Raw genomic sequence first — 26,182 nt, forward strand, 5'->3', positions numbered from 1 at the left:
AAGATAAGGGGCTTGAGACTTTCTCAGCCCTTTTTGTTGTGGAGCTCATTATTTTTCAGTATACTAACGGTGGAAATTAAGACATAATATGGTTACATAGCAGGGATTTACGAACTCAGTAGGGAAGTATGTAGACTCTGAAAAAATAAACAACGATCGCTTTTACCCGGTAACAAGTCTTGTTATCGGGTAACGTGTGTAAGGGGTGTGGATAAGTGAAAGATAAAAATTTAACAGAAGAACAGCAGCGAGTTGATTGGGTAGTCGAAGAAATCAGCCAAAAAGCTGAAAAAATAGGCAAAAGCGTAGGAAGCGTAAAAGGTGAAATTGTCGATTTGCGAAGCACGTTTTGGGACGATGTCACGGTTAATATGGATGAGCCGGATGACGTGATTGAGACATTTACGAGCATTAAGCAACAGGCAGAACTTTTAGCTGAACGTGAAATTACCCATAGACAAGTGTATGATCAATTAAAAACATTAAAAAAGCTAACGCAATCCCCTTATTTTGGACGTTTTGATTTTATAGAGAATGGTGAAAAAGAAGCGGAAGCTATTTATGTGGGTGTGGGCTCTTTAATGGATCAAAAAGATGAAGAGTTTTTAATTTATGATTGGCGTGCGCCTATTTCGAGTCTTTATTATGATTATTCACCGGGAAAAGCGCAGTACGAAACGCCAGGTGAAGCGATAAAAGGAGAGATGAAGCTAAAGCGTCAGTTTATTATCGAAAATAGCGTAATTAAAAGCATGTTTGATACAGGAATTACCATTCGAGACGAGCTGCTTCAAGAAGTGCTCGGACACAATGCAAGCAGTCAAATGAAAAGTATTGTAGGAACCATTCAAAAAGAACAAAACCAAATTATTCGAAATGAAAAAAATAAAGTGCTGATCGTTCAAGGAGTAGCAGGGAGCGGTAAAACATCTGCGGCTCTTCAGCGCGTGGCTTATCTTCTCTATCATCACCGAAAGCAGCTGACTGCAGAAAACATGATGCTGTTTTCACCAAATCCGCTTTTTAACAGCTACGTCTCAACCGTTCTTCCGGAGCTTGGAGAAGACAATATGAAACAAACAACGTTTCAGCAATATGCCGATGGGCGGTTAGGAAACGAGTTTGAAGTGGAGGATTTGTTTGTTCAAATCGAATATTTACTAACGGAAAAAGATGCCGCGACAAAAAAACAAAGAATGCAGGAAATTCGCTACAAAGCAAGCCGTGAATTTAAAAAGCAAGTAGATGCGTATATCGAAGAGCTGTCTACTAAAGACATCATTTTTAAAAACATTAAGTTTCGCGGCGAAATCGTGTTATCCGCTCGGCGTTTGCTGTCTTATTTCTACTCACTTGATACAGGAATTTCTATTCCTAACAGAATGCAGCTCGTAGCGGAGTGGGCGCTTAAGCTCATCAACCAGCTTGAAAAACTTGAGCGGAAAAAAGATTGGGTTCAAGAAGAAATTCAGCTTTTAGAAAAAGAAGATTATGTGGAGGCCTATCAGCATCTGCAGAAAAAGGAAGGCTATACGGAAAGTTCATTCGATGACTTTGACCGGGAACAAGCGTATTTAGCCAAAGCCGTTGTAGCTAAGAAAATGAAATTTATTAAGCAGGCCATCAAGCAGCTTAAATTTATCGACATTCGCCGTATCTATATGCAGCTGTTTGAAAGACATCACCTTTTTTCCCACGTAGAAGGATGGGACGAAACAGCTAAAAATACGGTAGAAAGAGTCATGAACATGAAGCTGTCTTATGAAGACGTAACGCCTTACTTGTATATAAAAGATCAAATTGAAGGGCGCAAGGCGAATCCTGTCATTCGCTATTTGTTTATTGATGAAGCACAAGACTATTCACCGTTTCAGCTAGCGTTCTTAAAAGAGCTGTTTCCGCATGCCAGAATGACGCTGCTTGGAGACTTGAATCAAGCGATCTATGCGCACGCCTTGAACGCACCGACCATTCTTTCAAGCGAGCTGTATGAAGAGAAAGAAGCAGAAACGCTGACTCTTACAAGAAGCTACCGATCAACACGTCAAATTGTCGAGTTTTCAAGGGATATGGTAGCAAACGGTCATTTAATTGAGCCGTTTAATCGAGACGGTGCGAAGCCAACCGTTACGGCTGCAGATAACGTCCAAGACCTGCATGAGGCGATCATAGACAAAATTAATAAATTGAAGCAACAAAACTATAAAACGATCGCTGTGATTGCCAAAACTGCTGAAGAAAGCCGAGAAGCATTTCAAGCACTGCCTGCTTCGATGTCTGCAAGACTGCTGACAAAAGAAACAAGTTCATTTGAAAAAGGCATGCTTGTTCTGCCAGCTTACTTAGCAAAAGGAATTGAATTTGATGCCGTCATCATTTACAATGCGTCGAGTGAATCTTATCAGGATGAATATGAGCGAAATTTATTTTATACGGCATGTACAAGAGCGATGCATGAGCTGCACTTGTTCTCACTAGGTGAAATCAGCCCGTTTATATCAAATAAAGAAACTTATGAATACCATGGTAAATAAACAGAGAACGGTCAGTATCTTGAGTGTCTGAAATAGTAGTACGGAAAATCGAGGGTGAAATCGCAAAGGTTTTACCCTCGATTTTTTATTTTTATGGAGGTATTCAGTTTATTTTCATTGCTTAAATAAAAATTGTTTGGTTAAAGTCTAGTTACCATAAAGCGAATCAGAAGGACAGTAACAGGAGGAGTTTTATATCCAATATTTACGAATAAATGTATTACTCATCCTTATAATAAGTTTATTTTTCTCGGGTATTATTCTTTTTTCTTATAAGTTATTTGCTTGGGGCATGCTACCCATCATAGCCTTGCTGTTCAGCTATGCTTTAACCTCTAAATATCGTTCAACGGTTTCTCTGTTTCTATTCTTTTTAGTAGGATATGTATGCTTCAAGTAGGAAGCAATTATTTTATTGAATGGGATCTATCTAAAAAGATGAAAATCATGATAAACAGAGTTTTACTTCTGTTTATCATAGGTGGACTATTGCTTTCAGTTTTGTTGTCCAAACAAAAGGTATTTCTTTTTGCATCACTACCAGACTGGCAGAAACGTATAGTGATGCCATATCATTCGATTAAGCTAACGTATTTTTTTATGTTTGGTCTAATTGGTTCGGCTACAATCTTTGTACCGTTACTGTTCGTTGAAGATATAAGCTATACAAAATCATTCGTCATATACGGTATAGTATTCTCCGTTATACACGCTATTTTAGAAGAGTTGCTTTGGAGAGGGATCATGTTATCTCATTTAAAAAGTAATCTTTCCACTTTTTCTGCTGTTTTCATTACGAGTATTGGATTCGGTCTTTTGCACATATCAATAGGAATTCCTGTAATCATGAGTTTGCTTTTTTCTTTTGGTGGACTTTTCTATGCATTTGTCGTTTTAAAGACAAAAAGCATATACCCAGCCATAGTTTTTCATTTTATTATTAATTTAGGTATGGTCTTTAACGGCTGGATATTTTAGTATCTTGCACCAAAAAGCTCAGAGCTATATATCGCTCTGAGCTTTTTATGAGTTATTACTGTTCTATATTACCTGAACTGTTTACAGTAGGCTGCCTTCTTTTTATTGACTTTCAAAATGCAGTAAATACTTCACTAAATAAAGGCCTGAGTTTGTTTTTTCTTGAAGAGGAATGGTCAGGCATGTGACGTAATAATACCCTTTTGGAATGTCGTAGCTTAAAGTTTCAGATAGAACGCTTTTGATTTCAATCCCATCGCTTTCAACGTGAAAAGGAAGGCGAGTGGTTTTTTCAGCCCGTGATGCGTCTGGAGCTTCGTTTACCCATACTTCAATAATGGCTTTTGTGTTCGACACCGCTTCAAACGAAATGGCTTTATCGTCTGCGACATATCCTTTTTGAATATCTTCATCACTCCAGTCGTGATGGGGCTTTGGCTGTCCTTTTTGAAACAGCGTAAACTGATGATAAGACATGGTTAGCTCTTGTTCTTTCCATTTTGTTTTCATTGTTTCACCTCTTCAAAGTAAAGCTTGTTCAGCTATTATTGCACGATAAATTGTACGCGCGTACCATGTGAGTATTGTTCTAATTGATTTCCAACCCATGAGCCGGCTCCGCGGTTATCAGAAGATGAAATATAGCGAATAGACTTGCTATTAATTTTTTCCCGTATGTAGCCATCTCAAACCTCCAGTGTAGTCATTTTTACAGCTTAACTATACTCTCAGATTGCTAAGTTTAGATTACAAGACAATAAATACGGTGTAAACAAGTATTAACAATTATGTAAAAATGATCATTTCGTCTCATCTGTAAGATGCAAAAAGCCCCCATAATATTCCGGGGGTTATACTTTCTGGTGTTTATCTACTTACGATTCAGATTAAATGGAGTGTGAAGTGTCTATTTGTATGTGGGTGGGTCCTAGGTGAAAAAAAGAGTTAATTTCCTTTACTTGACATCATACCCTAACAGGTATAAAGTTGTGTATACATTTACTTCTTGCATACAGCTTAAAAGCAAGAAACGCAATCATGCATGAGCGGAGGTAGTAGTATGATGGAATATGATAAGCAAGTTAAAAATCGGTTGAAACGTATTGAAGGTCAGTTAAAAGGCGTGTTAAATATGATGGAACAAGGAAAAGATTGCCGTGACATCGTGACACAGCTCTCAGCAGCTAGAAGCGCAATCGATCGTACGATGGGTGTTATTGTCAGCACCAATCTTGAGCAATGCGTAAGAGAAAGCATTGAAAAAGGCGAGAATACGGAAAACTTAGTAAAAGAAGCAGTAGAGCTGTTAGTAAAAAGCAGATGAGACATTCGTTTCATCTGCTTTTTGTTTTTACTGTATGCTGCTCACAAGGATAAAAACCGCTGTTCCTAAACACAATACGGATAGGAACAGCGGTTTTTTAGGTTTATCTCGTTTTAAGAACAGGAAAGATATATGGAGAGAAAGGAGGAGATCAAGGTGAGTGATGACAAAAAGTCACCAGCATATAATCATACGGAAATTCATCATAAAATTGAGGCTTCTCCAAAAGCGCCGGGAATCAAAGCCGCTTTTCGCTTTAACCACGCTTCTTCTCCGTGGGTAAGAGGAATCAGCTCAGGATTGTCTTCAAGTCTGCCGATTTTGATAGGGATTTTGTTTGATCATTTGCAGTACGGACTCATTGCAAGCATTGGCGGCTTTACATATTTATATACAAAAGATGAGCCTTATGCGCAGCGGGCCGTTAAGTTATTTTTAGCTTTGCTGGGCGTTACGCTCTGTTTTACACTCGGCTCGTTATTTGCTGACGTGGCTTGGATGAAAACCATTTTATTTGGTGTGATTGGAGCCGTATCGGTTTATGTCTTTGGAGCGTTAAAAATCCCGGGACCTTCTGCCATGTTTTTTGTTCTTTCATTTGCTGTGAGCACGAGCATTCCAGCTCCGAACTTGCAGGCTGTTTTTTTACACGCCGGACTCGTTTTTTTAGGAGGAGCACTGTCTTGGTGTATTAGCATGAGCGGCTGGCTTATTAACCCGCGCGGACCTGAAACTGCTGCTGTAGCGAAAGCGTACAGGCAGCTAGCTTCATTTGTCGGGTCGCTCGGTACAGAATCGTTTCACGCGGAACAGCATAAAACGGTTGTCGAGCTCCGGGCAGCGGAAACAGCGATGAAACAAGCGAAAATTAATCGAAAGAAATCATCGTTTGCGCACCGGCTGTTTTTATTAAATCAAAAAGCCGAAGGGCTGTTTATCTTTGTGATGGCCGCTGCAAACGATTTTAATCCGGCTGTTTCTAAAAAAGCACAAGCGGTAATTGAAACGTTCGCATCCGAAATGGCCACATTAAAAAAGCATAAAAAAATTCGAGATGTAAGAGAAGAAATTGAAGAGCTGTCCATCAAAGAAGAGCTGCGCACATTATTATTAGATGTAAATGCCGTTCTTCAAATGAAGGAATTAAAAGAAACGGAGTATATTCAATTTTCACAAGGCAGCGTAAAAACACGGTTAAAATCTGCTTTTCACAAACGTTCGTATGTACTTAAAAATGCTTTGCGCTACGGAATTATTATGATTGTTGCGGCAGCGGTTGCCTACACAACAAATATTCCAAGGTCTTACTGGATTCCGCTTACGTGCGCAGGAGTGATGCTTGGGGCAACCGTACGTGCAACGGTTCAGCGAGGTATTCAGCGCTCTGTCGGAACCATTTTAGGTATTTTAATTGGAACTGGAATTCTGATGCTTGAGCCAACGGGAATCGTCATTGCGCTCATTGTCTTTGTGCTTCAGTCGACGATTGAAATTGTAATTGTCAAAAACTACGCGCTTGGCACGCTCTTTATCACACCGAATGCTCTTTTAATTGCTGAAAGCGGTCATCCGGATAAAGCGATTAGCTATTTTACGTCTGCTCGAGTGATTGATATTGTTATTGGTTCTATTATCGGAGTGGTCGGTACAGTATTAGTTTTTAAACGAGCTTCTTCGCTTCGTCTGCCGTATTTGCTTGGAGATGTGATACGAAAAGAAGGACAGTTTTTAGAAATGCTAAGCACCGAACAAGATGAAGAAAAAATTAAACGAGAAAGAAATAAGCTTCAAGGCGAACTCGTTAATCTTCGGGCGCTGTACGATAATGTGATTGGAGAATATTCTAAAACGGCCGTCAAACTTGAAGGACTGTGGCCTGCCGTTGTCGCTACGCAGCAGTTAGGTTATATGCTTCTTGCGTCGTTTGAAGGATATGAGCTGTCAGAAACGGAGAAACGGGAGCTTAAGGAAACATTTGCTCAGCTAGCTGCAGCTGCTGAGCAAAAACGAGCGCCAAAGCTTTCAAATGTTCCGACCCTGAAACACTACCCAATTATTCAAGGAGAAATAACCGCTTTATATGAAAGTTTGCAGGTAGAAATATAAAAAGCACGGAACCCAGGGGCTCCGTGCTTTTGTTTTTACATATCCACAACTTCACTTACCGTTTTATTTACATCGTCACGCGTCATTTTTTCTTTTCCTTTCATCAAGGCGTTTAATGTTCCATCAGCAAGCGCTAACGGAATTTTACAGAAATGAAGGATCGGAAGCGATTTGACGTCTTCCAAATATTTCTTTCCTAGTGAAAGATTGCGGCGAGCGTAGGCAAACATATCTTCTCTGCTCCAATTGTTAGGAAAGAAGCTGACTCCGCGCTCTGAATCTTCCGAGGTGTTGCGCAGGATATTAACAGACTGCAAGCCGCGTCCAAACGCAATAGCTAATTCTTTGTCTGTTTCCGTGCCGTCATACCATTTCCAAATGTCATTAAGCATCACACCTACTAGACCAGCTACGTAGAACGTATAGTCATCTAAATCCGCTTCATTTTGAATATGCCAGTCTTTTTCTACCCAATCGGCCATTCCTTTGGCCATAATAGAAGTTGCATCTAATACTTGGTCTGCAACTCCAGTCGGACAAAGCGCAATCCAGTTGCCGAGCTGAAGCGTTACGTCAGGTAAATCAGCTTGATAAGGACCTACTAATGCCATGTACTCGTCTTCGTTAAAAGACTTTTTTAACAGGTCACTAATGGCGTAAAGCAAGCGGCTTTTTACACCGGCTTCTAGCTCAGGGTGATCTTCAATTTCATCAATTGCCCTCATACATAAATAAGCAGATCCTACTGCATCCTGCAATTCTGCCGGCAAGTGGCTAATTGGAATAAAAAATGTTCGGCTTGTCTCTTTTAACATCACCATTGCGTTGTCGCGTAATTTGTTGGGTACACTCATTGATAACTAGCTCCTTTTTACATATCCACATGTCAAATTAGTTTAAGTTTTCATCTTATATACTATAGTAACAAAAAATGAGCATTTAATGGAGTTTAAAGATTACTTATTAACGATATTGTCATTATTTTGTAGTATTTAAACAGAGAAACTTGTAACATATACAAGTTTACACTACGATAATACTCGTTCCTTCTTCGTTTTACAGAAATAAATGGTTTGTTTTTAAGAAAATTGCTGTCATGCTAATGGATTCGATGAGCTTTCAAAAAAATACTCAATAGCCGGGTATACATAATATATAGGAAAATACAGAGGTGAAGGTATGAAAATTTTAATTGTAGAAGACGATGGCAAAATATATGAATTAGTGAAAGAGAAATTTGAACAGTGGTCATTTGAAGTGGCTGGAGTAGAAGACTTTCAAAAGGTAATGGAAGTATTTATTGCAGAAAGCCCAGAATTGGTCATTTTAGACGTGAATTTGCCTGTATATGACGGGTTTTACTGGTGTCAGCAAATACGTACGGTTTCAAAAACTCCTATCGTCTTTCTTTCCTCTCGTGAACACCCAATGGATATTGTTATGGCAATGAATGTTGGGGCAGATGACTATATTCAAAAGCCGTTTAACTTGGATGTTCTTGTTGCTAAAGTACAGGCGCTTCTGCGCAGAACGTATTCATATGGAGATACGATTTCAGACGTTATCGAGTGGAACGGCGCGGTGCTAGACTTAAAAAAAGGAAGTTTGCATTATAACGATCGAGAAATTCATTTAACGAAAAATGAATTTTTTATTTTACGGCTTCTTTTGGAAGAGCGAGGCAAGATTGTATCGCGAGAAGAGCTTATGAGAAGGTTATGGGAAGATGAGAAATTTGTAAGTGACAATACGCTTTCTGTCAACATCACACGTATTCGCACCAAACTGGAAGAAATCGGGCTGAATGATAAAATTGTGACCAAAAAAGGCCAAGGATATTTGGTGAATTAAAATGTGGAAAAGTTTTTTAAGAGAAAGACTAAGCTGGATTTTATTTGTTCTTCTATGGCTGAGTATAATCGACGCTCTGCTGCTGCTGGAGTATGAGATTAAGGTATCGTCCACTTCATTTTGGTATTTGAATCTTTTAACGCTGTGTCTGCTGATTTTGTTCCTTTTATGGAGAGGAGTAAAAGAAAGAAGATTCCTAAAAAAACTAAGCTTAATGCTGAAGAATGATGCGTATGATTTGCAAGAAATGCATTCCTACGTTCGAACGAAAGCAGATGAAGACATGCTGAGTCTGCTGCAGCATATAGATCGTGTGTATCGCAGACAAACTCATGTTCTTCACGTACAGCAGCGAGAGCAGCAGGAATATGTAACGACTTGGGTTCATGAGATTAAGACGCCGCTTACTGCGATGAAGCTGCTTATTAATGCTCATCGTACAGAGCTTTATAAATGGCCTTGGCTAAAGGATATTGAAGATGAGTGGATGAAAATTGACGGATTAGTAGATCAGAATTTATATTCTGCACGCCTGCAGTACTTAGAAAAAGATTATCAGGTGCAGCCAGTGTCGCTAAGCGAACTTGTTTTTCCAAACGTTGCGTACTTCTCAAAATGGTGTATTGAAAAGAAACTGCATATTGATGAAAAAAATCTAGACATACTGGTGCACACTGACCCAAAGTGGATGCAGTTTGTTGTGAGGCAAGTACTGTCTAACGCCATTAAATATAGTCCTCTAGAAGGAAAGCTTTCTTTTTTTAGTGAAGAAACGCCGAAGTATGTGAAGTTATTTATCGCTGACCAAGGGAAAGGGATTCCAACTCAAGATCTTCCCCGAGTGTTTGAAAAAGGATTCACAGGAAATGCGGGAAGAAAAACGAAAGGAGCTACGGGACTAGGGCTGTATTTTTCAAAAAAAATTGCAGATGCTCTTGGCCATCGAATAGAGGTGAATTCACTTTTACACGAAGGAACCACGGTGATTCTGACCTTCTACAAACCGAATTCTTTTGATAACCTTTCAAAAATGTAAGATTGCACGCTGAGATTGTCATCTGCTTCAAACGAATCTTTCCTTGTTTCAAAGTAAGATAGAGCTATACACAAGGAGGGAACGTACATGAAGCGAAAATGGATTATTCTCTTAGCTCTGCTTTTTGTCGTGGGAGCAGGTATAGGAGGAGTAAAGATTTATCAAAACGCCGCAACGGAGCATCAATACGGGATTATCCCAAAAGAAGCAAAAAAAGTGGAAGAATATGGACGAGTTCAATATACAATTTCAGTAATAAACGAAAAAGGACAAACAACGTTTCAAACGTTTACAACGATTAAACAGTTAAAAGAAGGAACGGTTATTGACCTTTTCGTTCGAGGTAACGAAGTTCGGAAATATGACATTATAACAAAAAATGAGCTGCCGCAGCGGGTGAAAAGCGTGTGGCCTACAAAAGAACGAAAGGGGGAAGGAAAATGAGTATTGTCCTTGAAGGGAAAAATGTAACCAAAACGTTTGGATCGAGAGGGAACGTATACGAAGTGCTAAAAGGAATTGATTTTACAATTGAAGAAGGAGAGTTTGTCGGTATTATGGGACCATCCGGAGCGGGAAAAACGACGCTGATGAACATTCTTTCAACGATTGACCAACCCACCGATGGCGAGGTATGGATTCAAGGAGAAAACGTAGCGCTCGTGAAAGATAAGAAGCTGTCTGCTTTCAGACGCAATCATCTAGGATTTATTTTTCAAGATTATAACTTATTGGATACGTTAACGGTAAAAGAAAATATTCTTCTGCCGCTTACGGTTACAAAAATGTCTAAGAAAGAAATGGAAGCGAAGCTTAAAGACACCGCAACGCGACTAGGCATCAATGAGCTGGCGGATAAGTATCCGTATGAGATTTCTGGCGGACAAAAACAGCGCGTTGCAGCAGCGAGAGCGATGATTACGAATCCAGCCGTTATTTTCGCCGATGAGCCTACCGGAGCTCTTGATTCGAAAGCCGCTTCAAGCCTGCTTGAAAAGCTGTCGCAATTAAACCAAGAAGACCGTGCCACCATTATTATGGTGACGCATGATCCGCTGGCTTCAAGCTACTGCAGCCGCGTGCTGTTTATTAAAGACGGACAAATTTACACGGAGCTGTTTAAAGGCGAACAAACGAGACAAGCATTTTTTAAACGCATTATGAACATTCAAGGCGCATTAGGCGGTGAAGGCTATGACCGTATTTGATCTTGTTAAAAAGAATATGCGCAAAAATATTAGCCGGTACAGCCTTTATTTCTTTTCAATGATTTTTAGTATTATTGTGTACTATGTGTTTGCTACGCTTCAGTACGACCAATCGATTTCAAAGGTTATTGGAGAAGAGATGAGGCTGCAGGGCATTTTTAATGCTTCAAATTACGTTCTGCTTACCTTTATTGTTGTCTTTATTTGGTACACAAACTCATTTTTTATCAGACAGCGTAAGAGAGAGCTCGGGCTGTATCACTTAGTCGGCATTGAAAAACGTACGATTGGGAAAATGATTTTTTACGAGAATATGCTGCTGGGGATTTTTTCTTTGGTGGTCGGTATTTTACTAGGTACCGTGTTTTCAAGGCTGTTTGTGCTGTTTTTACTAAAGCTTATGGGACTGTCGCTTTCTATTACGCTAACATTTTCTCTTCAAGCGGTTTTAAAAACAGCCGTAGTGTTTTTGATTGTTACCGTTTTTATATCGTTTCAAGGCTATTTTATTATGTACCGCTATACGCTATTAGATCTGTTTCAAGCAGAAAGCAAAAGTGAACGCGTAAATAAAATGAATTCGAAACGCTCAATTGTAGTGGGAGGACTGGGTATTTTACTCGTTGGCTACGGGTACTACCTTTCATCAGGAAACATTGTGACGCCTAGGTTTTTTCTAATTGTAGCAGTTGTACTGTTCTCGGTCATTTTCGGTACATTTTTACTTTTTAAAGCCACAATTGAGTGGTTGATGGGACTTTACCGAGAGCATGCAAGCGGCTATTATTCGTTTGCAAATATACTAAGCGTTTCTACCATGATGTATCGAATTAAAGCAAATGCAAGAGTGTTAACATTAATTACGATCTTGTCGGCTACTACACTTGTAGCAGTTGGTGTGACGTATTCCTCGTACTATAATACAAAAGCCGACGCCAGAAGTATGCAGCCTTATGACTATACGCTGCACAGCAAAAACGCAGCGCAAGACTTTAGGGATGTACTGCGTGAGTTAGATATCCAATCAAATCAGTATGTCTATCATATCGTGAAGCATTCTGCTGATTTATCGGACTTTCGATTTATTACATCCAGTTACTATGGAGATGGTGAGCGAATCAGCTTTTTAGATGAAGAGGAAGTGCGGAAAAATGGCGTTTCGCTTCCTGCGTTAAACGCAAACGAAACCGTTGTGTTTGATTCGATGGCAAAAGGAAAAGTGTTTAAACCTAGTACAGGTAAAACGGCAGCTGTGCAGCTGAACAAATCAGAACAGCTTGCTTTAAAAGTCATTAAATCAGAACCTTCGCTTATTCTTGATTCTGAGAGTGCCGGCTATCAGTTTGTAGTCAATCACGACACGTTTATCAACCTTTCAAAGGGTGGAAAAAAGCAAGCGGTGTACGTATTTAATACGGATGATGGAAACAAACAAAATGAACTTACTAAGAACTATCATCAGATCGCAAAAGAAGCTGGAGAAAGCCATACTTCATACTATGATGTGTTTCAGGCAGGCTTAATGAGTAAAGGATTGTTTATTTTTATTGGAGGATTTTTGGGGCTCGTCTTTTTGATGGCAACGGGCAGTATTATTTATTTTAAGCAAATCTCCGAAGCCGAACAAGAGCGCAAAAGATTTGAAGTTCTGCGTAAGCTTGGGTTTTCAGTGTCTCAAATGATGAGCGCCGTTCGAAAGCAGCAGCTGTTTACGTTTGGTTTGCCTTTAGTAATTGGCATCTTGCACAGTCTATTTGCGCTGAAGGTCATTACGAATCTAACCGGTGAAAGTCTGATCGTTCCTGTTTTAATAGCGGATGCAGTATACGGGGTTATTTATTTCATTTTCTACTGGCTGACAATGAATTACTATCGAATGGTAATAAAGCGACTGTAAAGAAAAGACTGTTTCGATCAAAGAAACAGTCTTTTTATGTTGGAAAAATAAAAGGTATGGAGTAGCGAAAACCTGAATATAAAAAAGGGTATATAAAAACTAGAGAGTTGTATAGGAGGGGAAAGATGTGAAAGCAGATGCTGTGTTTGAAGGGGGAGGCGTTCGAGGAATTGCATTTACGGGTGCGATTGAAGCGATGGAAGAAAGCAATGTAGAATGGCAGCGTCTAGCAGGTACGTCAGCCGGAGCGTTGATTGCGGCACTTTTGGCGAGCGGCTATAAAAGCGGGGAAATTCGCAGAGAGCTTCAAAACATGGACTATGCCAAGTTTCGCGGAAAAACGATCATTAACCGAATTCCTCTCATTGGCAACTTGATTGAACTGATGGTTCATTTAGGTTTTTATAAAAATGATTATTTGGAAAAATGGGTGTACGGTCTGCTGCGTGAAAAAGGAATCGAAACGTTTGCGGATTTGCCGGCAGATAAGCTAAAAATTATTGCCTCAGATATTTCGAACGGACAGATGCTTGTGCTGCCTGACGATTTGCCCCGATACGGAATGCAGCCAAGCGATATGAAAATTTCACAAGCTGTGATGATGAGTGCGTCCATTCCTTTTTTCTTTCGTCCCGTCATTTGGAAATCCAACGGGTTCAAGAGGTCATATATTGTCGATGGAGCGCTTTTAAGCAATTTTCCCATTTGGCTGTTTGATACGGAGCATCCGCGTTTCCCGACGTTTGGCTTTCGATTTGTAAAAGAAGAAATTGATACAGCCGCTATTATTCCGACCCCGGTCCATTTATTTAAAAGTATGTTTACGACGATGCTACAAGCTCACGATTTGCGGTATTTGAACGCGGAGACAAAAGAACGAACGGTGCAAATTCCAACGGGGGTGATTACGGCAACGGATTTTGCATTAAAAGAAGAAGAAATTGAGTTTTTATATGAATCTGGTTATACATCCGCCAAGCGCTTTTTAGAAAAATGGGATTTTGAACAGCATAAAATGAATCGGACCGGACGGCAGCTGACAAGAAGAAAGCTCCCGTAACAGGAGCTTTTCTACGGCTGTTTCAAAATGCTGACTTCAACAGCTTCGCCTTTTGCCGGAACGGAATACTGAACGCTTTTGTCTTTTTTGAGCCATGCTTTAACGAGCTGTCCTTTTTTGTATGTTTGATCATCCGAAACTTTTACATAAATAGGCTGTACATCGCTAGAGCCAAGTATTTCTTTGGTTGTATAGTCAAGCGCAGTATCTCGAGGAATGACGTTTGCAATGAGAATTTCATTCTGTTTCACTTCTAAAATTCGCCCTTGAACTAAATAGCCAGCTGGTTTTTTTGACTGCTCGGTGTTTTCAGAACAACCGCTTAAACAAATAAAAAAGAGAAGAAAAAGTGCAGCTGATTGAACGGTAAACTTCATAAGATCTCCTTTCCGTTTCAACATGACTACCATTATAGCGCGTTTGCCCATTTCTTTTCCAGTTTTCAGAGAAAGCAAGAGGTAATCGTTGACGTTATTTCAGCGCTCGTGATATGTTTTAACTCATAAATGCTATTTTTACTAGCAGCCATGCATAGTACGGGAGGTCCTTATATGGATGTTACCTTTTTAACCAATGTTATTCGACATATATTAGAACGAGATAACTTTGTCATTGACTTTGAAGAATCAGACGAACAAAATATTCATTTTTGGCATCGAGACGAGCCGTTTCGCCTTTTTATTTCAGAACAAACGGAGAATTATTTAGTATGGACCGTGTTTGAAAATGAAAAAGAGCAGTGGAGCGGCAAAACATTCCTTCAAGAAGTGACGAATACGTGTAAAGACTGCAGTGATCCAATTGCGCACTGGATTTATAAAGACGGAGGCAAAGCAGGGTATTGCGATCGTTGTCTTCAAACCTTTGGAAATGCGTATTTTACCAATGCTAATGATATCAAGCAAAACCTTCATTTAATTGACAGTTCCATTTGTTTTATTACTGATGAAACAGGGAGCGACTGGTGGATTGCATATGAAGGATTCAAACGAGTAATTGCAAGATTAGAAGAAAATCCCGATCAGAAAGTCAAAATGTACAAGCCTGAATATCCCGTCTTTAAATGGGAAATACATTTTCTAGAGGAAAACAATTCTGCTAGCTTTAAGTTCAAAGATGACTTTGCATCTGGAATTGTACCGAAGGGAAGAATACTCTAACATCCTTGTTATAAGGGTGTTTTTTCTTATAATGGGAAGTTTTTTTAAAAAAATTAATTAATTTAGGTTAAAAAGAAGGAATTAAAGGGTAAAGAGTAGAAGATATATCACTATAGGAAGAATGGGGGAAATAATGATGACAACTACAACAAATTTAACACTGGGGTACAAAATGTACACGATTGATTTTAGCCGTCCAACGCAGTCTAACGAGGCACTGCTTGATTTCTTTAAAGATGTGCAGCACAGACAGGGAAATAACGCAGAAAGTTTTTCTAAAACATTAATGGAAATTGAAGAAATCAAAACAAAATATGTAGATCATGAAATTGTACTGCTGGCTAAATCGCTTGAACAGCAAATAAGCCGCTCAAATGCAGAAAAACTTGAGGTCTGATAATCACCAGAAATGGTCGATTTATCAGACCTTTTTTATTTTTTATTTTTATCGATGTAGCTCTGTCTCCTTGGCTAAAGAGCAGCCAAGGAGACAGAGCTAGGCCTAAGCGTAAGTTGCCCCCTCCCTTGCGGGCTGCCAACTTACGCTTAGGTGAACCTTTTGGGGTGAAGTCAAGGGGACTGGAATCTGGGAGTGTGGCTTTTAGACTGAAGACAGAATAGGGAGTTTGTTTGGGGCGAAATTAAGAGGATGGGGTATCTGGCAGTATAGTTTTTTAGGCGGAAAAGAGAATTCTGTACATTTTAAAGAATGTTTGATTTTATCAAAAGTTGTAGATGAATAGACTATCAAGTCGTTGGAGGCGTTGTATGGTTGGAATTTGCAGCTGGAAGTGTTCAGTGAGCGGAATAAGTATTGCGAGTGTTTACAGTAAGCAGCCGTCGTGGCAGCGGGAGTGTTATTTGGTGACACCTGGTAAAGTTTATTATGAGTCGTGCTATCAAGGGTACGGAGAGTTTGCGGGAATAGATATTTTTTGTTTGATGAGAGAAAGGGGAGCGGAAAAAGAAGACAGTGAAGGGGGAGCGGCTTTTAAGCCTAAGATTGTGCTGGCGAAGTATTACAGCGGACAGCGTTATGAAGAACTGCCGGAATCAGAGCCGTGTCCGTACGGAGGCTATTTTTTTGAAGGGTGGAAGGAAGGGTAGCGAATATACATAAAAGCTGTAGAGATATCTCTACAGCTTGTTATTAACGTCTTGTTTCATCGACAGATTGTTCTAAGTCACTTACTTCTTGCGTAATTGTATTTAATTCTTCTTGCACCGCTTCAGCTTCAAGAACAGGATCTTGAACGATTTCTGTCGTTTCAAGCTCTTCTGCTACAGCCGTTTCTGCAAGCGGCTGTTCTTTAGCAGTGCGCAGAGATTTCACTTTGTTGACAACTTGCGAAGACTGTTCGGAGACTTTTTGTGAAAGACGAGCCGTGCGCTGTTTGAGGTCTTGGCCTTTTGCATATACCGTTTCTTTCACTTGACCTGTTTTAGCAAGTGCTTGATTCGCTCCGTCTTGAATAGAAGCACGCAGCTCTTTTCCTGACTTTGGCGCTACTAGTAAAGCTGTTGTTACACCCACTACGCTACCTACTAGCGTGCCGACTAATAATTCTTTGCTTCCACCTTTTGTTTCTTTACCTACTGTTTCTTTTACGTTTTCTTTTGTCATGACATTTCCTCCTTTTATAATATGTAATATGAAGGGTTTACCATTTTGTTGAATACTTCCTGTAAAACGCAAATGATTCGCTAAAAAAATCTGCAAGTGCCGTCGGACGCTCGTACAGGCTGGTGAAATTTGATTGTATATAGTATTCAACCACCTGACAGAAAAACCTTCTTTTCTGCTATAAAAACAGAAAAAAACTTATCAATAAAATCCGACACAAGAAAACGACAACATTCGTTCTTTGGTAGCATTTTCACTTGAAATTTTATATCATAGAGTGCAAGGAGAATACGTTCTCTTTTTTTAGATGCTGGAGGGATTGAAGAAATGGCTGAATCAAAGTACAGAACGATTTTAGAAGCAAAATCTGGAGAGTTAGAAGCATTAAAAGACAAAGCAATCAAAGACAGCTGGCAGCCGATTTATCATATTCATCCACAGTACGGGCTGATGAATGATCCAAACGGATTGATTCAATTAAACGGTGAATATCACGTGTTTTATCAGTGGTATCCGTACGGTGCGATGCATGGAATGAAGCACTGGGCTCATGTGAAATCTACGGATTTAGTAACGTGGGAACGCCTTCCGGTTGCGTTAACGCCAACGGAAGAATATGAATCGCACGGCGCATACTCAGGCGGCGCGATTGAAAAAGATGGTCAAGGGCTGCTGTTTTATACGGGGAATGTAAAATACGAAGACGGCTCACGTTCAGCTAATCAATGTATCGCGATGCTAGACAGGGATGGAAGTGTAGAGAAATACACGAATAATCCAGCGGTACGAGGTGTTCCTGATGGCTATACAGGACATGTGCGCGATCCGAAAGTATGGAAAGAAAATGATACATATTATATGCTGCTAGGCGCTCAGCGTGAAAACGAGACGGGCGCATTAATTGTATATGAATCAAGCGATGCGCTTCAGTGGTCATTTAAAGGCGAAGTTAAAACATCGCTTCCTGACTTTGGCTATATGTGGGAGTGCCCGGATTACTTTAAACTGGACGGAAAAGATGTGTTTGTCTTTTCACCGCAAGGAATCAAAACGGATGGCCACGATTTTCATAATATTTATAATGTGATTTACGCAGTGGGAACATTCGATGTGGAAAGTTTAACGTTTGAAATGGAGTATTACCGTGAAATTGATAAAGGGTTTGACTTTTATGCACCGCAAACGTTCCAAGATGAAAGCGGACGTCGCTTGCTATTTGCATGGATTGGAAACCCGGACGTTGACTATCCGTCAGACGAATACGGATGGGCCCATGCATTAACTCTTCCTCGTGAGCTTTCGCTTGAAGGAAATGAACTCGTTCAAAAGCCTGTAGAAGAGTTAAATAAGCTTCGAGATCAAGCGGTTCATTTTAGAGGAACGCTAAAAAATGAAGAAGTGATTATTGATGAAGCAACAAACAATGCCTATGAAATCAATATGACGTTCCGCGAGATAGGGGCCAAACAGTTTGGTTTAGAGCTGTTTAATAGTAAAGAAGAAGAGCTTCGCCTCTTGTTTGATACAGAAAAGCAAGAAGTGCGACTCGACCGCTCTTCATTCCACCATCAATATGCAACGGAATACGGTGTGGTTCGCTCTGAAAAATGGACAGCGTCAAACGAAGTCGATGTTCGCGTATTTGTCGACAAAAGCATCGTCGAAATTTATATAAACGGCGGCAAAATTGTCTTCACTTCCCGGGTATTCCCGAAAAAAGATTCCAAATCAGCTGTAAATGTATTTGCAGAAGGATCTGTGGACTACCGCATTGATTATTACGGCATGTCCCGCGGCATTTCGTAAATGAGAAAAGCCAATGAATATCATTCATTGGCTTTTTGGTTTCTATAAAAATAAAATACAAATACATGAAGCAACTAAATGAGGAACAGCTGCAATAATAAAACGTTTCATCCACTCTGTATCCTCTCGCTGCCGGACGGGTGTAAAGTAAGGACCTCTCGTTTCAAATCGAAATGCGTCGAGAAGCGTAACGAGTGCAATCGCTGTAAGTAATATGCCAAGAGGACCTGAAATATAGTAAATATACTGCCAGTTGCCTGCTGTAATAGAAATGATAATCACAATAATTAAAGATATAATGCCAGATATTAATCCTGTTTTCAAACTCAAAATCTCCTTACATCCAGTTTTTGCTTATCTATTTTACCATAACCGAATGAAGGTTTGTATATACGGCTCGGGACGGATATTTACTTCTTAATTGACCTTCTATGTAAGTATCTTCTCGTATAAAATGAGTTTCCTAGCAAAAGCAGTGTCCCTAGAATCCAGCCAGCTGCAGGTGAATAAGGAAAGATATTTTTTAAAGCCATTCCAAAAGAAATAGAGGCTGCTCCGAGTATAAATAAAAGCAGCGTGATTCCTTGACGTTTTTTCATATGTACCACCTCTCTTACTAATTTTACCATAAAATGTGAGTGTAGTAGAATGAAATGTAAGGTGTCATACAAAAAAAGAAGTATATGGTAAAATTTAAGGAGTAGGAAGGGAAGAGGGATGCAATGATTAAAAAAGGATTTATAGCAGGAATCGTGATGGTCGGGATTGTTCTTGCTCTTGCTGCTTTTACAGGGAAGTGGAGCTATCTCTATTTTGTATCAGGCACAATGGGGGCAGTATCGCTCGTTTTAGCTTTGGCATACCTTATTGACAGTATCGTGCTAGGAAGTACAGGCACATTCTTTTCAGCCAAAAAGACGCGCAAGGTGAGCCGAGTTGAAGATGCAAAACGCTTTGGAGCTATTGCAGTACCGAACGTATTAGCTGCTTTGATTTAGGTAGCCGCTGGTTAATGAACAGAAGTCTATAAAAACAGCTTGAGGTACAACCTCAAGCTGTTTTTTATGCGTCAATCTGAACGTTTCCTTCCCGTTTATCACGCAGAGGCATCAGTATACTCACAAATCCAACGACTACTACGGATGATTGCCGCCGTTAAAAAAGTCGTCTGAGCACCTGCAAGCTTTACGACCATGCCTCCAAGAAGAGGAGCAGTAAGTAAAACGGCACTCGTTAAGGTGTTAATGAATCCGTACACTTTTCCGAGGTGTTCCTTGTCGCTGCATGTTTGAACGATATAGTTAAACAGCAGTAAATTAAGCCCAACTCCGGCCCCTCCAATAGGTGCAGCAATCAAAATGAAATAGCGTGACATAACGGCTGGATTAAAGCAGCTGATAAAAAATAAAGACCCTCCAAATAGAAGCAGGCCGAGTGATAAAAGTCTAAATGGATGGTGAACCTGTTTTTTTCTATTAAGATATACTCCTGTTGCTAGCGCTCCCAGTCCGATTCCAGAAAGCAGCCAGCCGAGTATTTCCGGATGGTGAGGCAGTACATCTCGAAGGAAGATGCTAATTTGAGCGTCAACAAGCATGACTACAAAATACGAAAGGTGAAACAGCATAACGACGCGTAAAAGGATTGAGTGCTGAAAGACGATTTTCCAGCCGTTTGAGTACGTTTCTTTCGGTTGATGGGAAGAACGAGCAGCTTGCCCTTGAATGTTTTTACCTGCTTTTTTAAGTGAAAACAACACGCCGATAGAAATTATACAAGCTGCGGCGTTAACTAAAATGCATGCTTTTGGCGTTGTAAACGTCAGCGCGGCGGCTCCGAGAAACGGCCCCACAACTTTGGCAATTTGAAACATAATGTTTTGTAAAGTAGAGGCCTGAAGCAGCTGTTCTTCTTTGACCACTTCTCGAACGTAAGCGAGCTGTGCGGGCACTTTCATAACAGAACTCATCGAGCGCAGCGTCAGCACTCCTAGTGCCAAAAGCGGTTCATTTGTGAAAAATAATAGACATGTGAACAGAAGACGGACTAGTTCAGACAGAAACATCAGCTGTACTTTATCGCAGCGGTCCGCTAAATTTCCTGCTGCTTGACTTAGCAGGATGCTAGGCAAAGCGTACGCGACTGGAATAAGCGTAATCCAGAGGGAATTTGCGTGCCACACGTATGTAAAAAGCGTTATCACCGCAAACATATCGAACAAATCTCCGAAGCTTGCTGCAGTGCTTGAAATAAATAATCTTTTATAAGAAGAATTAGCAAACAGCTTTTCTTTTTTCAATACCTTCATTCCTTTACGTGTTGTTCGTAAAAAATAATCGCATCTTCAATAAATTGAAGGACTTCGCTGTCAATAGGGTAGAGATTAAGTGAACTTGATGCCTCAGGAGATTTGCGAATATCCCAAAAAGTTTCTTCTAAAGCGGTATGCTGCCCAAATAGTTCAGCTGATAAAAGCAGAATATCTGCTGCAATCAGCTGCCCATCTTCAGATTGAGGTGCACGCTGATGCTTTAAGCAAAGCTGAATTCGCTTTATTATGCTAATCCATTTATCGGCACTCGCATTCTCCATTTTCGGCAAATCATGCTGCAGAATCTCGCGTTCTTCTAATGAAAGCGAAAGCAGATCCGTCCAGCTGCTCTTGACATTAGTTTCATTGTCAACTAAAGGAAGGAGCTGCTTCCAATTCAATTCACCTTCTATTTTTATACTGTTGCGAAGCGTGTGCGTGTGTTCTAAAGCTCGCTGAATTTCTGAAGCATTTTGCTGAAGTTTTTGCTGATGAATCCCTAGAAGTTCATCAATACTTACTTGATGAAGAATAAGTTCAATATCTCGCAAAGGAACGGCTAAGTTTTTTAAAAGGGTAATTTTCTCTAATGTGACTAAGTCCGTTTCCGAGTAAGAGCGCTTTCCATTTTCGGCTTTTGACGACGGATGAAGCAAGCCAATTTGATCGTAGTAACGAAGCGTACGCACCGTGAGGCCTAATTTTTTAGCGGCTTGCCCCGTAGAAAAATAAATCATGTTTAATCCCTCCAAAAAAATGCTTGCAGGTAACGTTACGTCACCTTTTACAGTGAATATATGTAAAAGGGAGGCGAAGTAAATTGAAACAAAAAAATCAAGGATTATGGACGATAAAATCATTCGTAATTATGCTGGTCGTCACGTTTGTGGGTGTGCCTATCTTAATTGAAGGCATATTGCAGGATGCTTTACATTCCCTGTTTAAAAATGATCTTTATGCTGGAACAGCTACTGGGTTTGTTATGGCAGCTGTGTTTTTATCAGCTCTGTATGGGCTGATGGTTCAGACTGGTGATAGAAAAATTGGTTTTCAATCGTTTTCAAAACGGCACTGGCCGCGCATTCTTTTTTGGCTTTTTGTGCTGATCTTAGGAAGTGTGGCAATTGTTGTGCTAATGGAATGGTTTGGTATGACGTATGAAAATAAAAAAACAGCCAGTTTACAGCAGGACCTGTCGCTGTTTTCATTTATACTTGCTTTTGTTTCAGCCGCTGTAATCTCACCTTTTTATGAAGAGATTATCTACCGAGGATTTTTTTATACGTGGCTGAAACGTAAAGGAGGAATTGTGTTTGGATTGGCGGGAAGTTCGTTTATCTTTATGCTAGTGCATATTCCAACGTACAATACCTTGCCCGTTAACTTTTTATCAGGTCTCGTGTTTGCATGGGTGTACGAAAAAACAAAGTCGCTGCTTCCAAGTATGATCATTCACGCTTGTTTTAATGGAATTGCCGTTATTTTAACAGCGTTAGCTTAATGGAATTTCGATAACGAGTAAGCTATGATTTATCTTACCATATTATGTATAATAAAGAAGCTAATTACAAAAAAATAAACGGAAAATGAACCCGGAAATTGCTAGAAGCACTGCCTGTTCCTAGCCGTTTTTTGTATATGCACGCACGCTTAAGGCTTGTCTTAAAGTGGACGTTAAGGTGTATGATAAGAGAGAGTAAAGAAAGCCATAAAAAGGAGAGGGTATCGATGCAATATCGAAAGCTTGGAACAACAGGTCTGGAAGTATCAAATTTATGTCTAGGTACTATGGCGTTCGGGCGATGGATTGACGAAAAAGCGTCGGCAGCTATTTTACATAGCGCCATTGACAATGGAATTAACTTCATTGACACAGCCAACTATTATGGAAAAGGGCAGGATGAAGAGTTTAGATATGGCACAGGAGAATCTGAAGAAATTATTGGACGCGCGTTAAAAGGAAAACGAGATGATGTTGTGCTTGCAACAAAAGTCGGCATTGCCGTAGGGAAAGGCAAAAATGATAAAGGCCTTTCACGCACACATATTATGAGAGAAGTGGATAATCAGCTGCGACGACTGCAGACAGACTACATTGACCTTTATCAAGTCCATCTTTTTGATCACCATACACCTATGGAAGAAACGCTTCGCACGCTAGATGATTTAGTTCGCCAAGGCAAAGTTCGTTATATTGGCTGCTCCAATTATGCCGCGTGGCAAATCGCAAAGTCTCATCATATTAGTGACAAAATGAATCTTGAAAAATTCATTTCCGTTCAGCCTCAGTATAATCTTCTCTCTCGTGAAATTGAACAAGAGCTGCTGCCGTTTAGTCAATCTGAAGGTGTAGGCGTTATGGTATACAGTCCGTTAGCGCGCGGCATGCTTTCAGGAAAATATAAAACATCAAATGACGTGCCGCCAGAAAGCCGCGCTGCGCATGGTGAAAAGCTGCTGCGAAACTACTTTACAGATCGAAACTTTCAGCTGGTGGAGCAGTATCGCAAGTTAGCAGAAAAAAATGAAGTAAGCTTGTCTCAGTTTGCTCTTTCATGGGTATTGAATCAACCCGCTGTAACATCAAGCATTATCGGAGCTAGTAAATTGCACCACGTAACAGATGCCGTTGAAATTAGCGATTGGACATGGTCAGAAGAGCTGTTGAATACCGTAAATTCACTGTATTGATAAAAAGTCCGCAGGTGCACCTGCGGACTTTTGTGTTTAAATTTTAATTTCTTTTTGCGTTAATTTTGCTTCTAGTGAGTCGTACAAAGTGAGCTTATAGTTAATTTGTTCAAGGTATTTAAAGGTTTTGGCCATTTCTTCTTCCACCGCTTCTTTGTGCTGAAGCATCATGTTTTTTCGTTCTTTAATCGTGCTTTCGCCTTGTTTATAGAGCTCTACATAGCGCTTGATTTCTGCAAGCGGCATGCCCGTTGAACGCAGAGCTAAGATAAAACGGATCCATTCAATATTCGTATCATTATAGAGGCGCTTTCCATTTTCATCACGCTCTACAAAAGGAAGAATTCCTTCTTTTTCATAGTAGCGTAAAGTCGGTGCGGAAAGCCCGGTTTTTTCATTCATTTCCTTCATGCTATAAGACAAGATAGTTCACTCCCACTCATGAATCGTAAAGCTTACTTTAAGGTATATGATAATCGATAGCTTAACGTTTTATCAAATTACTTTTCGTTTATTTCAAAAATATGGAACTTTTATACAGTTTGTCCGTAATAACAAGTAAACAATAAGAAACTTACTGTAAAAGGTTAAGTAAAGGGGATAGAGTAATGAAAAAAATAAAATGGATTAGTTTTATCCTGCTGCTGATTTCAAGCGGAGTGTTTTTTATCAATCATCAGTACGCCATTTTACTAGCGGCTTGGACCACTTACGGAATGGCTTTATCAATCCTAGTTCATTTCTTTTCATACGGTATCAAGGATTCGAATCAAGAGTAAAAAGCGTATAGGCGTTTCTTATTGTCTTCAAAATAAGAGAAGATGATGAAAGGGTGGAAGAAATGGAAGAACTTTTTTGGATGATTTTATTCGGAGCGTGTATATGGGTGCCAATAATTTGGAATAAAATTGCGATTGGCAAGCGCATTGCACACGAAGAAAAGAAAGCAGGACGTGATTTAACAGGGGAAATCAATCCGTTTACCGGAGGAAGAGTGTAAATAGGCGTAGAAAAAAACTGTGACAAAAGTATTTTCGGTGAAAGAAGATCCGAATGATGAATCGAGATTCTTAATGCAGAATCAACTTCGTTCGGTTTTTTTATTAGTATGGTGAACGTAGGTGTCATGTATATAGTAGTTTCTAGCTGTTGATTGGAGGACAAGGTGAAGACTCCTGCGGGAAAAGCGGAACAGTTGAGACCCCGCAGGAGCGCAAGCGACGAGGAGGCTCACCGGCCGCCCGCGGAAAGCGAAGCCTTGCACGGAAATCAACAGCGGTGTAACAAGAATTCCAGCTTATTTATCTCATTTGTTCGTCCTTAGGTTGGAGTAATTTTGTTATGTCTCAGCCTCTTCATTAGTAAAGAAAACAATAGTTTAATTTTGTTAGTAATAGTATAATTAACCATATTTATTTTGAATAGAAAGGCTGATGAAAAGGTGTTAACATTCTTTTTGGCCGGCATGGTATTTGTGCTGGTTATGATTATTTTTCCGCGTACGCTGTGGGTGCCCAGCGGAATGGTAGAGCGTCTCAGCAAGAAAAAGTGGTTTCAAAATCACTGGCTAAGCGGAGGCTATTTGTTTGGCATTAATGCTTTATATTTTGGTACTACAATATTTTTACTCTATTTTCTTATGTTTACAGATATCCCTTATCTACATATTGTTCTTATGTTTTTAGCGACGATTGTAAGTATTTTCACGTGGAGCACTTTTAGTGCAGCATGGACAGGGCCATTTAAAGACCGTCTTAAAATGGCTTTAACAGGAAGCAGCTTTTATTTAATAATGGCATTAATTATGGTAATCCAGTGGCTAAGCGTTAAGCCTCTGTATCCCAATGAAGATACGTTTATGCGAGCCTTAGGGTGGATGCTTGGCTTTTTTGTTTCCGCCGTCGCTTTTAGTATATGTTTTATCTTCACTGCGTTTCTTGGAAAACGTTCAGCGCGTGTGTAAGGATATCATTCTTTTATTAACGTTCTTTTCTAGTTAACTACTATTGACGAAAGTAGGGGGAAATGTGATTCGAGAAATTTTAGCTTCCGATGCAGCTGCTTTTTTAGCGTTAAATAAAGAGCTTGATAAAGAAACAGCATATATGCTGTACGAAGAAAATGAGCGTGCAACTACACTTGAACAGCAGAAAAAAATGATTACCAATTTTTTAAAGATGCCGAACTCGACCATTTTAGTGGCGGAACAAGACGGACGGCTTGTTGGTCACTTATCTGTGATTGGCGGAAGCGTCAACCGAAAAAAACACAGCGCATACTTAGCTGTTGGCGTGCTTCAATCTTACGGAAACCGAGGAATAGGAACTTCGTTGTTTAAAGAAATGGAGAGATGGGCAGCGCAGAGCGGCATTAAACGAGTGGAGTTAACGGTGATGACACACAATGAACCGGCCATTTCGCTGTATAAAAAGATGGGTTTTGAAATAGAAGGGAAAAAAGTATGTTCACTCGTTGTAGACGGAGATTTAGCCGATGAATACTATATGGGGAAGGTTTTTGATAAAAACGTGCTTAAAGGAGAAATGAACATGGAAATGACGATTGTTCAGTTAAATGAATGGGTGATAAAGCTTCC

Annotated in this window: 30 protein-coding genes and 2 pseudogenes; 22 read left to right on the top strand and 10 right to left on the bottom strand. The window is 39.9% G+C overall.

The features are described from left to right. Positions 1–215: 215 nt before the first annotated feature. Positions 216–2,534 (top strand): RNA polymerase recycling motor HelD, encoded by a 2,319-nt coding sequence (helD, locus tag SB717_RS17970; RefSeq protein ID WP_410904359.1) that lies wholly within the window; start codon positions 216–218, stop codon positions 2,532–2,534. A gap of 387 nt (positions 2,535–2,921) precedes the next feature. Next, positions 2,922–3,512, top strand: a complete 591-nt coding sequence (locus tag SB717_RS17975; RefSeq protein ID WP_410904360.1) for a CPBP family intramembrane glutamic endopeptidase — start codon at positions 2,922–2,924, stop codon at positions 3,510–3,512. 102 nt (positions 3,513–3,614) lie between these two features. Here SB717_RS17975 and comJ read toward each other — a convergent pair whose 3' ends face one another. Together comJ and SB717_RS17985 are read right to left on the bottom strand one after the other, a co-directional pair. Then, positions 3,615–4,022 (bottom strand): competence protein ComJ, encoded by a 408-nt coding sequence (comJ, locus tag SB717_RS17980; RefSeq protein ID WP_410904361.1) that lies wholly within the window; start codon positions 4,020–4,022, stop codon positions 3,615–3,617. A 35-nt stretch (positions 4,023–4,057) separates the two neighbouring features. Further along, positions 4,058–4,162: pseudogene (locus tag SB717_RS17985) on the bottom strand (NucA/NucB deoxyribonuclease domain-containing protein); the annotation flags it as partial. A 413-nt stretch (positions 4,163–4,575) separates the two neighbouring features. Between SB717_RS17985 and SB717_RS17990 the strand changes: the two are divergent. Together SB717_RS17990 and SB717_RS17995 are read left to right on the top strand one after the other, a co-directional pair. Next, positions 4,576–4,836 carry a metal-sensitive transcriptional regulator gene (locus tag SB717_RS17990; protein WP_013058561.1) on the top strand — a complete coding sequence of 87 codons (261 nt, stop codon included), beginning with the start codon at positions 4,576–4,578 and terminating at the stop codon, positions 4,834–4,836. Between the two features lie 156 nt (positions 4,837–4,992). Further along, on the top strand, positions 4,993–6,942 hold the full coding sequence (locus SB717_RS17995; RefSeq protein WP_074676880.1) for an FUSC family protein: 1,950 nt from the start codon (positions 4,993–4,995) through the stop codon (positions 6,940–6,942). 35 nt (positions 6,943–6,977) lie between these two features. On the opposite strand, the gene SB717_RS18000 is transcribed toward SB717_RS17995, so the two are convergent. Then, positions 6,978–7,796, bottom strand: coding sequence for a squalene/phytoene synthase family protein (locus SB717_RS18000; RefSeq protein ID WP_014458697.1), 819 nt, complete (start codon positions 7,794–7,796; stop codon positions 6,978–6,980). Between the two features lie 325 nt (positions 7,797–8,121). Between SB717_RS18000 and SB717_RS18005 the strand changes: the two genes are divergently transcribed. The 6 genes from SB717_RS18005 (at position 8,122) to SB717_RS18030 (ending at position 13,994) form a co-directional block, all read left to right on the top strand. Further along, positions 8,122–8,793, top strand: a complete 672-nt coding sequence (locus tag SB717_RS18005) for a response regulator transcription factor (RefSeq protein ID WP_074676878.1) — start codon at positions 8,122–8,124, stop codon at positions 8,791–8,793. A 1-nt stretch (position 8,794) separates the two neighbouring features. Next, the gene (locus SB717_RS18010; protein WP_410904362.1) at positions 8,795–9,829 is read left to right on the top strand and encodes a sensor histidine kinase; all 1,035 of its coding nucleotides are present in this window, start codon (positions 8,795–8,797) and stop codon (positions 9,827–9,829) included. Between the two features lie 87 nt (positions 9,830–9,916). Further along, entirely contained in the window at positions 9,917–10,273 is a 357-nt protein-coding gene (locus SB717_RS18015; RefSeq protein WP_410904363.1) for a YxeA family protein, read from the top strand. Beyond that, a complete protein-coding gene (locus SB717_RS18020; RefSeq protein WP_410904364.1) occupies positions 10,270–11,037 on the top strand; it encodes an ABC transporter ATP-binding protein in 768 nt (255 codons plus the stop codon). The genes SB717_RS18015 and SB717_RS18020 overlap by 4 nt, the downstream gene beginning before the upstream one ends. After that, positions 11,024–12,934: an FtsX-like permease family protein gene (locus tag SB717_RS18025; protein WP_410904365.1), complete on the top strand. Its 1,911-nt coding sequence runs from the start codon at positions 11,024–11,026 to the stop codon at positions 12,932–12,934. Before SB717_RS18020 ends, SB717_RS18025 begins: the two co-directional genes overlap by 14 nt. Positions 12,935–13,061: 127 nt before the next feature. After that, positions 13,062–13,994 carry a patatin-like phospholipase family protein gene (locus SB717_RS18030; RefSeq protein WP_144644063.1) on the top strand — a complete coding sequence of 311 codons (933 nt, stop codon included), beginning with the start codon at positions 13,062–13,064 and terminating at the stop codon, positions 13,992–13,994. Between the two features lie 11 nt (positions 13,995–14,005). Here SB717_RS18030 and SB717_RS18035 read toward each other — a convergent pair whose 3' ends face one another. Beyond that, on the bottom strand, positions 14,006–14,371 hold the full coding sequence (locus SB717_RS18035; RefSeq protein ID WP_098621083.1) for a DUF3221 domain-containing protein: 366 nt from the start codon (positions 14,369–14,371) through the stop codon (positions 14,006–14,008). 174 nt (positions 14,372–14,545) lie between these two features. Here SB717_RS18035 and SB717_RS18040 point away from each other — a divergent pair, with 174 nt between their 5' ends. The 3 genes from SB717_RS18040 (at position 14,546) to SB717_RS18050 (ending at position 16,261) form a co-directional block, all read left to right on the top strand. Further along, a complete protein-coding gene (locus tag SB717_RS18040) occupies positions 14,546–15,154 on the top strand; it encodes a hypothetical protein (RefSeq protein ID WP_098621082.1) in 609 nt (202 codons plus the stop codon). 133 nt (positions 15,155–15,287) lie between these two features. Then, positions 15,288–15,551: a hypothetical protein gene (locus tag SB717_RS18045; RefSeq protein WP_234483771.1), complete on the top strand. Its 264-nt coding sequence runs from the start codon at positions 15,288–15,290 to the stop codon at positions 15,549–15,551. 371 nt (positions 15,552–15,922) lie between these two features. Then, on the top strand, positions 15,923–16,261 hold the full coding sequence (locus tag SB717_RS18050) for a hypothetical protein (RefSeq protein ID WP_074676861.1): 339 nt from the start codon (positions 15,923–15,925) through the stop codon (positions 16,259–16,261). 43 nt (positions 16,262–16,304) lie between these two features. On the opposite strand, the gene SB717_RS18055 is transcribed toward SB717_RS18050, so the two are convergent. Next, positions 16,305–16,778 carry a YtxH domain-containing protein gene (locus SB717_RS18055; RefSeq protein WP_098786974.1) on the bottom strand — a complete coding sequence of 158 codons (474 nt, stop codon included), beginning with the start codon at positions 16,776–16,778 and terminating at the stop codon, positions 16,305–16,307. 327 nt (positions 16,779–17,105) lie between these two features. On the opposite strand from SB717_RS18055, the gene SB717_RS18060 reads away from it, so the two are divergent. Continuing rightward, entirely contained in the window at positions 17,106–18,584 is a 1,479-nt protein-coding gene (locus SB717_RS18060; protein WP_410904366.1) for a glycoside hydrolase family 32 protein, read from the top strand. Between the two features lie 42 nt (positions 18,585–18,626). Here the strand turns inward: SB717_RS18060 and SB717_RS18065 are convergent, their stop codons facing one another. Together SB717_RS18065 and SB717_RS18070 are read right to left on the bottom strand one after the other, a co-directional pair. Further along, positions 18,627–18,908: a hypothetical protein gene (locus tag SB717_RS18065; RefSeq protein ID WP_013058546.1), complete on the bottom strand. Its 282-nt coding sequence runs from the start codon at positions 18,906–18,908 to the stop codon at positions 18,627–18,629. Positions 18,909–18,994: 86 nt separating this feature from the next. Further along, positions 18,995–19,183 (bottom strand): hypothetical protein, encoded by a 189-nt coding sequence (locus SB717_RS18070; protein WP_013058545.1) that lies wholly within the window; start codon positions 19,181–19,183, stop codon positions 18,995–18,997. A gap of 123 nt (positions 19,184–19,306) precedes the next feature. On the opposite strand from SB717_RS18070, the gene SB717_RS18075 reads away from it, so the two are divergent. Continuing rightward, on the top strand, positions 19,307–19,582 hold the full coding sequence (locus SB717_RS18075) for a hypothetical protein (protein ID WP_410904367.1): 276 nt from the start codon (positions 19,307–19,309) through the stop codon (positions 19,580–19,582). A 98-nt stretch (positions 19,583–19,680) separates the two neighbouring features. Here SB717_RS18075 and SB717_RS18080 read toward each other — a convergent pair whose 3' ends face one another. After that, complete coding sequence (locus SB717_RS18080; protein ID WP_410904368.1) at positions 19,681–20,883, bottom strand: MFS transporter; 1,203 nt, start codon at positions 20,881–20,883, stop codon at positions 19,681–19,683. Positions 20,884–20,888: 5 nt separating this feature from the next. Then, positions 20,889–21,632: a MerR family transcriptional regulator gene (locus SB717_RS18085; RefSeq protein ID WP_410904369.1), complete on the bottom strand. Its 744-nt coding sequence runs from the start codon at positions 21,630–21,632 to the stop codon at positions 20,889–20,891. A gap of 83 nt (positions 21,633–21,715) precedes the next feature. Here SB717_RS18085 and SB717_RS18090 point away from each other — a divergent pair, with 83 nt between their 5' ends. Together SB717_RS18090 and SB717_RS18095 are read left to right on the top strand one after the other, a co-directional pair. Then, entirely contained in the window at positions 21,716–22,396 is a 681-nt protein-coding gene (locus tag SB717_RS18090; protein WP_410904370.1) for a CPBP family intramembrane glutamic endopeptidase, read from the top strand. Positions 22,397–22,623: 227 nt separating this feature from the next. Beyond that, on the top strand, positions 22,624–23,586 hold the full coding sequence (locus SB717_RS18095) for an aldo/keto reductase (RefSeq protein WP_074676847.1): 963 nt from the start codon (positions 22,624–22,626) through the stop codon (positions 23,584–23,586). A gap of 36 nt (positions 23,587–23,622) precedes the next feature. Here SB717_RS18095 and SB717_RS18100 read toward each other — a convergent pair whose 3' ends face one another. Then, positions 23,623–24,009: a MerR family transcriptional regulator gene (locus tag SB717_RS18100; protein ID WP_075419305.1), complete on the bottom strand. Its 387-nt coding sequence runs from the start codon at positions 24,007–24,009 to the stop codon at positions 23,623–23,625. Positions 24,010–24,194: 185 nt separating this feature from the next. Between SB717_RS18100 and SB717_RS18105 the strand changes: the two genes are divergently transcribed. From SB717_RS18105 to SB717_RS18125, 5 genes and pseudogenes are all read left to right on the top strand, one after another. After that, positions 24,195–24,365, top strand: coding sequence for a hypothetical protein (locus SB717_RS18105; protein ID WP_410904371.1), 171 nt, complete (start codon positions 24,195–24,197; stop codon positions 24,363–24,365). A 62-nt stretch (positions 24,366–24,427) separates the two neighbouring features. Beyond that, positions 24,428–24,586 (top strand): hypothetical protein, encoded by a 159-nt coding sequence (locus SB717_RS18110; protein ID WP_410904372.1) that lies wholly within the window; start codon positions 24,428–24,430, stop codon positions 24,584–24,586. A gap of 149 nt (positions 24,587–24,735) precedes the next feature. Continuing rightward, complete coding sequence (locus SB717_RS18115) at positions 24,736–24,870, top strand: hypothetical protein (protein ID WP_312035962.1); 135 nt, start codon at positions 24,736–24,738, stop codon at positions 24,868–24,870. A gap of 181 nt (positions 24,871–25,051) precedes the next feature. After that, positions 25,052–25,549 carry a hypothetical protein gene (locus SB717_RS18120; RefSeq protein ID WP_410904485.1) on the top strand — a complete coding sequence of 166 codons (498 nt, stop codon included), beginning with the start codon at positions 25,052–25,054 and terminating at the stop codon, positions 25,547–25,549. Positions 25,550–25,613: 64 nt separating this feature from the next. Continuing rightward, positions 25,614–26,105 (top strand): annotated as a pseudogene (locus SB717_RS18125) (GNAT family N-acetyltransferase); the annotation flags it as partial. Positions 26,106–26,182 lie beyond the last annotated feature (77 nt).

Origin of the sequence: Priestia sp. SIMBA_032 (genome assembly GCF_046535215.1) — a bacterium.
GTDB classification, from domain to species: Bacteria; Bacillota; Bacilli; order Bacillales; family Bacillaceae_H; genus Priestia; species Priestia aryabhattai.